This window comes from Natrinema sp. HArc-T2 (assembly GCF_041821085.1).
In the GTDB taxonomy this organism is placed as follows: domain Archaea; phylum Halobacteriota; class Halobacteria; order Halobacteriales; family Natrialbaceae; genus Natrinema.
Genome location: NZ_JBGUAZ010000001.1, coordinates 12,994 through 24,865 on the forward strand (window position 1 = coordinate 12,994; position 11,872 = coordinate 24,865).

Genomic DNA, 11,872 nt, shown 5'->3' on the forward strand with positions numbered 1-11,872 from the left:
ATCGTTCGACTGGGCACCCGGTGCGGGTATGGCACAGAGGTTTAACTAACATGGTAGACGAATCGAAAAACATCGAACTGACAGAGGACGACCTAGAAAACAAATCGAAAGGACAGCTCATCAAAATGGCCGGGCAGCTGCGAGACCGGCGAAACGACCTGAATCAGATGGCGTCCGAGCGCGCATCCAAGCGCGACGACCTGAACGCGAAGACTCGCGAAAAGGTCGACAAAGCCCAAGAGCACCGCGAGAAACGCGACGAGCTCAACGAGCAGGTCCAAGAGCACAAGGAAAGCCGCAACGAGCTCAACGCCGAAGCCAACGAGCTGTTCGACAAAGTCGAGCAGCTCAAGTCGGACATGGAGCTCGACGAGGGCAAGGATCTCGAGGAGCTCGAAGAAGAGATCGAGCAACTCGAGTTCAAACAGCAGACCGAGGTCCTCTCGAGCGAAGACGAGAAAGAGCTCATCGAGAAGATCGAGTCCAAGCGCGAGGAGTACGAAGAGCGCAAACAGAAACTCGACCAGAACGAGGATCTCGAGGAGCTCGTCGAGGAAGCCGAGGAAGTCCGATCAGAAGCCTCCCAGCACCACCAGAAGGTGACGGAGCTTGCGGACAAGGCCCAGGAACATCACAACCAGATGATCGAGGCCTATCGCGAGGCCGACGACATCCGTGACGAGGCCGACGAGATGCACGAGAAGTTCGTCGAGGCCCAGGAAGCCGCCGACCGCCACCACGAGGACTTCGTCCGCGTCCAGAAGCGCCTGCGCGAACTGGACAAGAAAGAGGAAGAAGAGCGCAAGTCCGAGCGCGACAAGAAGAAAGAGGAGGCCAAAGAAGAGGCCGAAGAGATCTATCAGAAGTTCAAGGAAGGCGAGACCCTCGACACCGAGGACCTGATGAAGCTCCAGAAGACGGGGCTGCTCTAGGTCGATCCCGTCTACCGCGATTTTCTCCCGATATTCGGGGTTTGCACGCGGATGCGTCGCTGTTTTCTGCGTTGTCACGTCGAGAGCGGATGCCAGATTCGCGTCCAACTGCCGTGACGATCACTGTCGCGCCGGTGACGGCCACCCTCGAGCCCGTCGTATGAGACTGCTCACTGACGAGGCCGTAGTCTATCACTATTCGGACGGGAGACGTGGTGTAGCTGGGGATTACGACAGAACGGGTCATGGCTGACAGTTCGAATCGCGGTGGCTCAGGGCTCGAGTTGGGTGACGACCGCGAACGCGCCTCGTCGGCGGAGCGTCGCCACGTGAGGACGGATATGTGATGCCTACCACCGTTCGGTCGGGGCTCGTTCGGCGGCGATTTCGATGGGGCGTAGTATTCGATCTATAACAATGGAATGGGGCCCACAGCCATCGCCTATGGAACGACACAGGGACGACGCGGGCGTGGTCGTGCCGGGGATCGACGCGCCGAGTACCGTCGCGTGTCTCCGCTCGCTTCGACCGCGCGGTGTTCGCACGATCGTCGGCTCAGAGTCGCGATCGACGCCGGCGGCCACGTCAGTCTATCGCGACGAGTTCGTTGGACTGCCGGATCCGGATTCGGATCTCGCTGCGTACGGCGACGCCCTGCTCTCGCTGGCCGAGCGGTCGGACGTCGAGACGATTATCCCGGTTCGCGAGGAGGATATCTACGTTCTTGCCGAGCGCAAAGACGAATTTGCGGACGCCATCGCGACGCCGTGGCCGGACTTCGAGACGCTTCGACGCGTCCAGGACCGCGTCGAACTCTTTGCAGCCGCTGATGCGGCCGGGGTCGGTGCTCCCGAGACCGCGCTCCTCGACCAGTGGGACGACTGGGATCGAGAGACGATCGTCAAACCACGGTACACCGTCGCATCCCCGACCTATCTCGGCGCGCGGTTCGACGACGCGGAGATCGGCTCGACGGAGTACCAGCGACCGGGCACACAGCCCGATCCGGAGACCGAACTCGAGCGGCGCGGCCACGTCCCGCTCGTTCAGGAACGGATCCCCGACTCGCGGGAGTTCGGCTTTTTCGCACTCTACGAGCACGGAGACCCGGTCGCGACCTTCCAGCACTGCCAGCGCCGCGGCTGGAAGTACTGTGGCGGCCCCAGTGCCTACCGCGAGTCGGTCCACATTCCCGAACTCGAGACTGCCGGCCGAGCGCTGCTCGACGAACTCGAGTGGCACGGACTCGCGATGGTGGAGTTCCTGCGCGATCCCGCCGATGGCGAGTTCAAGCTGATGGAGATCAACCCGCGCTTTTGGTCGTCACTGCCGTTTTCAGTCCGTGTCGGCGCGGATTTTCCCTACTACTACTGGCAGCTGGCGACCGACGGACAGCTTACGTCGGAGCCGACCTACGAGGTCGGGGTTGGCGGCCATCTCCTGCGGGGAGAACTCAGTTATCTCCACAGCGTCGCAACTGAAGAGTATCCACTCGTCGAGCGACCGTCGCTCGGTACGGCTGTCCGCGAGGTCGCGACGTCGCTGGTGTCTCACCCGCGATTCGATTACGCGGTTCCCGACGATCCGGTGCCGTTCTTCCAAGATGGCGTCAACCTCGTGCGAGCGTGGCTCGGCGGGCGATCCAACAGCGGCGTGCCGGATCAAACCGAGACCAGTCTCGAGTCCGAGTTGACCGACGACAGCGTCGAGCCCACGGAGACGAAGCCGGGCACGGACGAGGAATCGACGCGATCGGCCCAGACCGACGGCGGCCAGCCGTCGGATTCGTAGCCGATCCCGCTGGTCAGATGGGGTCGCTCGCTTGCCTGACCGCCAACCCTTAACGGGAACCGCACCCAGCTATCGGTATATGACTCGAGGTGACTGCCGTGGTCAGTAGTGAGGGTATCGAGCGACTCGCAGTCGTCGTCGGTGGCGGTCTCGCGTTCGCGATTATCGGTGTCGCCCTGTTCGTCGTCTTTCCGGAGACGCTGACGGATCTGCTGGGCGTGCTACTCGCGCTCGCCGTCGCGCTCGTCGGCGTTCGGCTTGCGGGCAACGCTGCTAGTTCGCTGTTTCCGGACTACGACGTCGCTGAGGTCGCCGTCGAGGGACCGATCAGCCGGGACGGCGGTGGCGGCCCGCTGCCGACGACGCCGGGCGCGACGCCGGCCGACGATATCGTCGAGCAGATCGACCGCGCGGACGACGACGACAACGTCCGGGCGCTGTTGTTGAAGCTGAACACGCCCGGTGGCGAGGTCGTCCCGAGCGACGATATCCGACTCGCAGCCCAGCGCTTCGACGGGCCGACGATCGCTTATGCGACCGACGTCTGTGCCAGCGGCGGCTACTGGATCGCAAGCGGCTGTGACGAACTCTGGGCTCGCGAAGGCTCGATCGTCGGCTCGATCGGCGTCATCGGCTCGCGAGTCAACGCCAGCGACCTCGCCGAGAAGGTCGGCCTCTCCTACGAACGCTTTGCCGCCGGCGAGTACAAAGACGCCGGCACGGCGCTCAAGGAGATGAACGACGACGAACGCGAGTATCTCCAGGGGTTGATCGACGACTACTACGACACCTTCGTCGAGCGGGTCAGCGACGGCCGCGACCTAGAGCCCGAATTCGTCCGCGACACCGAGGCTCGGATTTACCTCGGTGAGGAAGCCTACGATATGAAACTCGTTGATCATCTTGGCACCCGCCGAGAGATCGAGACGGAACTAGCCGACCGACTCGACACTGACGAAGTCACCGTCGAGGAGTTCGAGCCCCAGCGGCCGTTGATGGCTCGCGTTGGCACGGGGGCCCAGCAGGTCGCGTACGCGTTCGGTGCTGGTATCGCCGGCCTCGGCGATGGCCACGGGTTCCGGCTGCGTAGCTAATCGCGCCGAGGCGCGCTCGAGGCGGCTGCCATGGGACGTCCTCACAACAGTCCGGCTCGAACGAGTAAGTGGTTTTATCGTTGCACGGAATGCATCGCCTACCGTGACAACGCTGGTCGTCTGCCTCGACCGGACCGACGACGTGGGCCGCAAGACCGGGCTCCGCTCGCCGGTCGTCGGCTGGGAGGCAGTCCGCGCGCTCGTGACCGACGTCGGCCTCGCGGATCCGGAGGATTCGGGTGTCAATACCTTGCTCGAGTCGCTTCGGGTCGCACAGAACTTACGCGACGAAAACGAGGAGGTCGTCGTCGCAGTCGTCTCGGGCGATCACGAGTCGATGGTCTCGGCAGACCGAGCGGTCGCCGCACAACTCGACGACCTCATCGCTGACCACGACCCCGATTCGGCGGTCGTGGTGACCGATAGCGCCGAGGACGAACGGCTGATCCCGATCGTCGAGAGCCGCGTCCGGGTCGACTCCGTCGATCGGGTCGTCGTCCGACAGGCACGGGACATCGAATCGACGTACTACTTGCTCAAACAGTTCCTCGCCGACGAGGAACTTCGCCAGACCGTCCTCGTCCCCATCGGGCTGACGATGCTCGTCTTCCCGCTCCTTGCGACCACTGTCGGTCCCGCAGAGGGCGCTGCGGCGATCACGACCGTCATCGGCCTCTTCTTGCTCTACAAGGGGTTCAATATCGACGAACTGCTGGCCCGATTCTCCCATCAGACGCGGGAATCGCTGTACTCCGGTCAGGTGTCGGTCGTCACCTACGTCGTCGCGGCTGGACTGACCTTCGTCGGGCTATTTATGGGGGTGCTTGGCGTCTCGAACCTCGGTGAGACGCCCGGTGTGGTGCTTCCGGCGACGCGATTTGCCTTCGATAGCATCCCCTGGCTGGCGATGGCTGCACTGACCGCAAGCGCCGGTCGGCTGCTCGACGAAGTGATCGGTGATGATCCAGTCCGGCAGTCCTTTCTCAACTTGCCGTTTATCGTCGTCGCCGTCGGTTTGGTGATTCGTGGTTTCTCCGCGTACTTCCTCGAGCAACAGGGTGAAATCGAGCCGTTCGTCGTCTCGGCGTACGAATTCGGCATCTTCTCGAACGAGCGGTTCGTGATAGTCGCCGGCGAACGACTCGCACTGTTCGTCGTCTCGGCACTCGTCGTCAGTCTCGTCGGCGCGCAGATCGCGTCGTCGCTGAGCGAGTCACACGACGGCGATCGAACCGATGGTGGGGCCGACGCGACGACCGACGCGGAAGGTAGCACACTTTCTGACCGGGCCGATCCCGAACTCACGGACGGTGGTGCGAATACGACTGCTGACCCCGATCGCGATCGCTAATACTGTCGGACAACAGTCAATGAACACTCGATCGTGTCTCGAATTCGATCGATGTGTAATCCGTGTTGTCCGACAGTATACCAACCCGAACTCGGTATCCCTTTACCCGTCCCTGCCGATCACGTCACATGAGCGACGCAGACGGCGCGTGGGTGAGTCTCTTTTCGGGTGGCAAGGACTCGGCGTGGGCGCTGTATCAGGCCATCGAGCGTGGCTTGCCCGTCGAACGACTCGTCACGGTCCACCCCGCTGGCGACTCGTATATGTATCACGTCCCCGCGACGGACTTGGCTGCGCTGGCGGCTGAGAGCATTGGCATCGACCTCGTCGACGTCGAACCCGACGATTTCGGGGCCGACGCAGTGACTGACTCGAGCGCACAGGGTGACGACGAACTCGAGCCACTCGAGGCGGCCCTCGAGGAACTCGACTACGCGCTCCAGGGTGGCATCGCCGGCGTCACAGCGGGGGCCGTCGAGAGCGAGTACCAGACGAACCGCATTCAGGGAATGTGCGACCGACTGGGCTGTGAGCTGTTTGCCCCGCTGTGGCAGGAAGATCCCCACGAGTTGGCCGACGCGATGCTCGAGGCGGGCTTCGAAATCGTGATCATTCAGGTCGCAGCTCATGGCCTCGACGAGTCGTGGCTTGGCCGAACGCTCGATCGGGAGGCACTCGCCGAACTCGAGGCGCTCAACGAGGAATACGGCGTCCACATTCTGGGTGAGGGTGGCGAGTTCGAGACATTCGTTGTCGACGGGCCGCATATGGATCGGCGGATCGACCTCGAGTACGAGACTGAGTGGGACGGAACCCGCGGGCGGTTGCGGATTACGGACGCACAGCTGGAATAAGCGATCGTCTCCCGCGAGTGAACGGATGCGCGGCGCTTCGCGCCGCGGCAAGGCGAACGGCGTAGCCGTGAGCCAGTGAACGAGCGGTCTTTTTGGTCCAGATTTTTGCGCCGAGTGGTCACCGCAGGTGACCCGAGGCCAAAAAAGGTGGTTCTGAGACGTTGGTTGTGGATGGGCCACACATGGATCGACGGATCGACCTCGAGTACGAGACTGAGTGGGACGGAACCCGCGGGCGATTGCGGATCACAGACGCGCAGTTGGAGTAGCAGAGCGGAGTCGAGCCCCGTTAGTTACCGATCCGGTAGCGGTTCTCGAACGGGACGCGTTCGTGCCAGGCGAGCAGCACGTGGAGGCCGATCGCAACGGCGAACAGCCCGAAATTCCAGACCGGCGAATTGTAATAGATCACGTCGATGATCACCGGTTTCGCGTACAGCGGCCAGAACGGCTCGAGCGGGGCGGCGATGTCGGGAGCAGAGAGGAGGTCCGCGAAGATGTGACTGATTCCACCGAGGACCAACCCAGCGGTCGCGAAGACCAAGACGGTCTCGTCCGAGATGGCGGTGCTTCGAATCAGGCGGTTGGCGTTGAACCAGTCGGTGAGCCACTTCGCGGCACCTGCACCGACGAGAACGCTCATCAGCGACACGAACAGTAGGGTGTGGGTGATGCCGTGGTGGGTGATCGGGAGGACGTGCCGAAGGACGAGATCGGTGTCCGGGAGCATCGCAGTCGCTAACGCGAAGCCGGTAAATCCCAGTGCACCCCGTTGGCCCCAGATGAGCCACGCTGGCGCGGCAAACAGCAGCGCCATCCCGAGGTGGCCAGTGACGTCGACCATGTGGGTGAGCGGTTATCGGAGCCGCCGGACGACCCGGAGGAACACGGACACTGCTGTCCCGAGGCCGGGAATGCGAGACGAGAGCGCGGCTGCACCCAGTAACAGGAGGCCGCTCTTTGGTCGCCCACGCCGAAACGCCAGCGCGCTGTCGATCAGCGTTGAGACGATACTGAGTTTGTTCGCTGTCCGCGAGTTGACGTTCGTCATCGTCCGTTGATGTCGGCACTTCACGGCTAAGTACGACACCGCTGCAACAGCAGGCTCACAGGACCTCGCTCTCACACTAATAGAAATATTCTCGACGAAAACCGCTCGCTTAGGGGCCGTTGTGACCGTTTACGGCATTAATCGTGCTTGACGAGCGCTGACCCGTAAACGCCATCTCGACATCGACCTTTTTCTCGTCGGGTTCGTTCGCTCTGCTCACTCACCACTCCTTGAAAAATCTCGACCAAAAAGCCGCTCGCTTCGCTCACGGACGTTGTGTCCGTTCGCATTCCGCGGTTCTCGCTCACGATGTTCGCTCCGAACCGCGCATCGCTCGCGGTTCTAATCGTGCTTGAACGACCGCTGTCCTGTAAACGCCATCGCCATGCCGTGTTCGTCTGCAGCCTCGATGACGTCCTCGTCGTTGACCGAGCCGCCGGGCTGGACGACTGCCTCGATACCCGCTTTCGCGGCCTCTTCGATGCCGTCCGGGAACGGGAAGAACGCGTCCGAGGCCATGACCGCGCCCTCGGCGTCTTTGCCTTCGGCGTGCTCGTCGGCTTTCATCGCTGCCAGCCGGACCGCGTCGACGCGGGAGACCTGTCCCATCCCGACGCCGACCGTCTCGGTGCCATCCGCAAAGAGGATCCCGTTCGATTTCACGTGCTTGAGCGTCTGCCACGCGAAGACCATCGACTCGAGTTCCTCCTCGGTGGGCTCGCGCTCGGTGACGACCTCGAGATCGTCGACCGAAATCGACTGCAGGTCCCGTTCCTGGACCAGTCGGCCGCCGACGAGGTCCTTTTCGGTGAAGCGCTCGGTCTGCTCGCCGAGCTCGCCGACATCGAGCACGCGGAGGTTGTCTTTCTCGCAGAGCGTCTCGAGCGCGTCGTCGGTGTAGCCGGGGGCGACGACGACTTCCTTGAACGAGTCGATGATCTGCTCGGCCGTTTCAGCATCGCACTCCCGATTCAGCGCGACGATGCCGCCGAAGGCGCTCATCGGGTCCGTCGAGAGGGCCTTCTCGTAGGCCTCGGCCAGCGAGTCGGCGGTCGCACAGCCTGCGGGGTTGGTGTGCTTGATGACTGCCGCTGCGGGCTCGTCGAACTCCTTGATGAGGTTGAGCGCGCCGTCGGCGTCGTTGTAGTTGTTGTAGGACAGGCCCTTCGCGCCCTCGTTCAGCTGGTCGGCGTGGACGACGCTCGCCTCGTCGCAGGTGTAGTCGGCGTAGACGGCAGCGTCCTGGTGGGGGTTCTCGCCGTAGCGAAGCGTGTCCGCGCGGTCGTCGGAGACCAGCCGCCGGGCGGGCAGCCCATCGTGATCGTCACTGTCAGTGCTCGCCACGTCGGCATCGACTGTGACCTCGCCGGCCTCGAGATCGATCTCGAGTGCGTCCTCGGCGACCCACTTCACGGCGCGGGGATACGCGCGGAACTCGCCCTCGTAGAGGACGCGTTCTTTCAGGGTATCCTCGTCGTCGCCCTCGTAGACGGGGATCGGCTCTTGGGTGACGATCGGCCCCATGTCGACTTCGTCCTCGAGTACGTCGCCGTCCTCGTCGGTCGCGTCGGTGACGACGTGGACCGTACAGCCGGTCACCGACACGCCGGCCTCGAGCGCGTCGCCCCAGGCGTCCATGCCGGGGAACGACGGCAGCAAGGCGGGGTGGACGTTCAGCGTCGTCGGTGCCTCGGAGAGGAACGTATCCGAGAGGATCCGCATGTAGCCGTCCAGACAGACGAGGTCGAACTCGTACTCGCCCAGTGCCTCGAGGACTGCCTCCTCGTGCTCGCGGCGGCTCATTCCATCCTCGAGCGGGACGACTTCGGTCGGAATCCCGCGTTCGGCGGCGGCCTCGAGGACCGGCGCGTCCTCGGTGTTGGTCAGAATTACGGCGAACTCGGCGCCGCCCGGCTTGCGGTCGGCGATGTTCAACAGGTTGCGCCCTCGGTTGCCGGCCATCCCGGCGATTCGCGTCATGGTCGAACCCGCGCTCGCAAGCGGCAAAGTGGTTGCGGTCTCGAGCGCCGACATATACACATCCGTGTATCATTCTGGCTGTATTTCATCACCGATCGGCAGAGGTATGCACGCACGTGGGATCGAACGGCCACGGGTTTCGATACGCTTTTGCAACGGGCTGGACGAACGGCCACTATGACAGAGACCGACGCCCTGTATGCCGTCTCGCCGCTGGACGGCCGATACGGTAGCCGGACTGCACCGCTGTCGCCGTACGCGAGCGAGGCCGCGCTCATGCGCGCCCGCGTCCGCGTCGAAGTTGAATACTTGATCGCGCTGGCCGACTGCGAGGCGACGCCGCTGGAACTCGACCTGGAGGACCGCGAGCACCTCCGCGGGCTCTACAGCCACTTCGCCGAGGAGGACGCCCGGCTGATCAAGAAACTCGAGGCGGAGGGCCACGCCGATTTCGAGGCGACCAACCACGACGTCAAGGCCGTCGAGTACTTCGTCCGCCACCGGCTGCCCGACGACAGCGACGCCTCGGCCTGGATTCATTTCGGACTGACCAGCGAGGACGTGAACAACCTCGCCCACCGGCTGCTCGTCCGCGACGCCGTCGACGAAGTGTTGCTCCCCAAACTCTACGACGTGCGCGAGACCCTCGCCGACATGGCCCGCGAGTACCACGATCTGCCGATGCTCGCACGCACCCACGGACAGCCCGCGACCCCGACGACATTCGGGAAAGAGATGGCTGTCTACGCCTCGCGGCTGGGCCGCGCCACGGGCCGGATTCGACAGACAACCGATGAACTCAGTGGCAAACTCGGGGGCGCGTCAGGTACCTACGCGGCCCACGTCGCCGCCTATCCCGACGTCGACTGGCAGGCCTTCGCGCGGGACTTCGTTGAGGAGCTGGGCCTCGAGTTCGAGGAACTGACGACGCAAGTCAACCCCTGTGACGACCTCGCGGCTGTCTTCGACGCGTTCCGCGGAGCCAACGATGTCCTGCTCGACCTCGATCTGGACATGTGGCTCTACGTCTCCGACCGCTACCTGGGCCAGGAAGCCGTCGAGGGCGAGACGGGCTCGTCGACGATGCCCCACAAGGTCAACCCGATCGACTTCGAGAACAGCGAGGGCAACCTCTCGAAGGCGAACTCGGATCTTACCTTCCTCGCGGACTACGTCACCACCTCTCGGCTCCAGCGCGACCTCTCCGATTCGACCGTCAAGCGCAACATCGGCGGGGCCTTCGCCCACTGTCTGATCGGCTACGGCAAGACCGCTGCTGGCCTCTCGAAGGTCGTCCCGAACGAACACGTGATGCGCGACGAGCTCGAGTCGACCCCCGAGATCATCGGCGAGGCCGTCCAGACGATCCTCCGGCGCGAGGGACAGGCCGACGCCTACGAGCGCGTCAAGGCCGTCACCCGCGGGAAGGACGTCACCATCGAGGACTTCCGCGAGATGTTTGACGAACTAGACGTCGACGAGGACGTCCGCGAGGAACTCCATACACTGACCCCGGCAGGCTACACCGGCGTCGCGAGCGAGTTGGTCGACGACCTCGAGTAATCGCGAACTCGTTTTCTGTCAGTTCCGATCACTGGTCCCGATTCACCTCTCAGTTCCGGAATCCGGTTCCGGGACCGTGACAGTATTGGGGACCCTCATTCGAGGGAGTGTATGGAGTATCTTCTCTGGGTGATCGTCGCCCTCATCGCCTACGGGCTGATGGCACCACTGACGAGCGTCGTGACGAGCGACGTTCCACCCGCGGTCGCGCTCTTTCTCTCGACTACGATCTTCCTCTGTCTGACGACGGTCGTCCTCATTGTCACCGGGACCGGCAGCCTCGAGGCCGTTATCACTCCCTCGGCGGGGATCGTCTACGTTGCCGGCCTGTTTCTCTCCGCCGGCATCCTCGCGTACTACCAGGCGCTCGAGCGTGGGCCAGTCAGCGTCGTCGTGCCGATCTACGGGCTCTTTATCGTCGGGAGTTCGATTATCGGGATCGTCTTCCTCGGCGAAGAACTGACCGCGACGCGCGCGACCGGCATCGTCGTCGCGGCGGCTGCGATCTATCTCGCGGCAGGGGGTGAGGCGTGATGCGGCGGTACGTCTGGCTATCGATCTTCGCCTTCCTGTCCTACAGCCTGGTCGCGCCGTTGCTCTCGATCGCGATGCTCGAGTTGCCCAGTACGCTGGCGGTGTTCCTCTCGAACTCGGTGATGTTTCTCACGGTCGGCCTCGTGATCCGGGCTCGCGGGCTGTCGGTGCAGCCGTATCTCCGCCATCCGCGTACCCCCTACATCCTCGCGATGGGCGTCCTGCTGACGATCGGGCTGTTGACCTACTACCGGGCGCTCGCGCTCGGCCCGGTGAGTATCGTCGTACCGATCTATGGGCTGTTCATCGTCGTCAGTTCGGTGGTCGGTATCGTCGCCTTCGAGGAGACCGTCACACCTCGAAAAATCGCCGCGATCGCGCTGAGCGTGCTGGCGATCGCGCTGATGTCCATGTGATTTTCCCGCGGTCAATTCGTCGTATCGACGCCAGCAGCGTCATTGATCGGGCACTTCTGAGTCGTTCCGGTCACGAGCAGGATCGCGCCGATGACGAGCGCGATGGCCGCGGTCACGATGCCGACGGTCCAGTAGCCCATCAGCGCGGCGATGCCAGCAAGCACAGCGATCGCGCCAATGACGATCCGTCCGGTACGATCGATCCCGCCGACGTTCTTTTGCATGGCATTCACCCACACTAAATTGGGTTCCCGTTGACAAAATCGTTCGGTGTGAAACGTGAGCGGTACGTCTCGGAGAGTAACT

Annotated in this window: 12 protein-coding genes; 8 read left to right on the forward strand and 4 right to left on the reverse strand. The window is 63.3% G+C overall.

Annotation, left to right across the window (positions count from 1 at the left end; all coding sequences use genetic code 11):
• Nucleotides 1–50: 50 nt before the first annotated feature.
• The 5 genes from ACERI1_RS00085 to ACERI1_RS00105 all read left to right on the forward strand — a co-directional run bounded on the left by ACERI1_RS00085 (nt 51) and on the right by ACERI1_RS00105 (nt 6,022).
• Nucleotides 51–932: a coiled-coil protein gene (locus tag ACERI1_RS00085; RefSeq protein ID WP_130499688.1), complete on the forward strand. Its 882-nt coding sequence runs from the start codon at nt 51–53 to the stop codon at nt 930–932.
• A 444-nt stretch (nt 933–1,376) separates the two neighbouring features.
• A complete protein-coding gene (locus ACERI1_RS00090; RefSeq protein WP_373615983.1) occupies nt 1,377–2,723 on the forward strand; it encodes a carboxylate--amine ligase in 1,347 nt (448 codons plus the stop codon).
• 98 nt (nt 2,724–2,821) lie between these two features.
• Nucleotides 2,822–3,817 (forward strand): signal peptide peptidase SppA, encoded by a 996-nt coding sequence (sppA, locus tag ACERI1_RS00095; protein ID WP_373615984.1) that lies wholly within the window; start codon nt 2,822–2,824, stop codon nt 3,815–3,817.
• A gap of 103 nt (nt 3,818–3,920) precedes the next feature.
• Nucleotides 3,921–5,168, forward strand: coding sequence for a DUF373 family protein (locus ACERI1_RS00100; RefSeq protein ID WP_373615985.1), 1,248 nt, complete (start codon nt 3,921–3,923; stop codon nt 5,166–5,168).
• A 128-nt stretch (nt 5,169–5,296) separates the two neighbouring features.
• The gene (locus tag ACERI1_RS00105) at nt 5,297–6,022 is read left to right on the forward strand and encodes a diphthine--ammonia ligase (protein WP_373615986.1); all 726 of its coding nucleotides are present in this window, start codon (nt 5,297–5,299) and stop codon (nt 6,020–6,022) included.
• Nucleotides 6,023–6,311: 289 nt separating this feature from the next.
• On the opposite strand, the gene ACERI1_RS00110 is transcribed toward ACERI1_RS00105, so the two are convergent.
• From ACERI1_RS00110 to purH, 3 genes are all read right to left on the reverse strand, one after another.
• Nucleotides 6,312–6,866, reverse strand: coding sequence for a metal-dependent hydrolase (locus ACERI1_RS00110; protein ID WP_373615987.1), 555 nt, complete (start codon nt 6,864–6,866; stop codon nt 6,312–6,314).
• Nucleotides 6,867–6,878: 12 nt separating this feature from the next.
• Nucleotides 6,879–7,073 (reverse strand): hypothetical protein, encoded by a 195-nt coding sequence (locus tag ACERI1_RS00115; protein WP_373615988.1) that lies wholly within the window; start codon nt 7,071–7,073, stop codon nt 6,879–6,881.
• 342 nt (nt 7,074–7,415) lie between these two features.
• Nucleotides 7,416–9,053: a bifunctional phosphoribosylaminoimidazolecarboxamide formyltransferase/IMP cyclohydrolase gene (gene purH, locus ACERI1_RS00120; protein WP_373615989.1), complete on the reverse strand. Its 1,638-nt coding sequence runs from the start codon at nt 9,051–9,053 to the stop codon at nt 7,416–7,418.
• Nucleotides 9,054–9,230: 177 nt separating this feature from the next.
• Between purH and purB the strand changes: the two genes are divergently transcribed.
• The 3 genes from purB to ACERI1_RS00135 all read left to right on the forward strand — a co-directional run bounded on the left by purB (nt 9,231) and on the right by ACERI1_RS00135 (nt 11,566).
• Complete coding sequence (gene purB, locus ACERI1_RS00125; protein ID WP_373615990.1) at nt 9,231–10,616, forward strand: adenylosuccinate lyase; 1,386 nt, start codon at nt 9,231–9,233, stop codon at nt 10,614–10,616.
• A 111-nt stretch (nt 10,617–10,727) separates the two neighbouring features.
• Complete coding sequence (locus tag ACERI1_RS00130; protein WP_373615991.1) at nt 10,728–11,150, forward strand: EamA family transporter; 423 nt, start codon at nt 10,728–10,730, stop codon at nt 11,148–11,150.
• Nucleotides 11,150–11,566 carry an EamA family transporter gene (locus tag ACERI1_RS00135; protein ID WP_373615992.1) on the forward strand — a complete coding sequence of 139 codons (417 nt, stop codon included), beginning with the start codon at nt 11,150–11,152 and terminating at the stop codon, nt 11,564–11,566. Before ACERI1_RS00130 ends, ACERI1_RS00135 begins: the two co-directional genes overlap by 1 nt.
• 11 nt (nt 11,567–11,577) lie before the next feature.
• Here the strand turns inward: ACERI1_RS00135 and ACERI1_RS00140 are convergent, their stop codons facing one another.
• On the reverse strand, nt 11,578–11,790 hold the full coding sequence (locus tag ACERI1_RS00140; protein ID WP_373615993.1) for a DUF2892 domain-containing protein: 213 nt from the start codon (nt 11,788–11,790) through the stop codon (nt 11,578–11,580).
• Nucleotides 11,791–11,872: the final 82 nt, after the last annotated feature.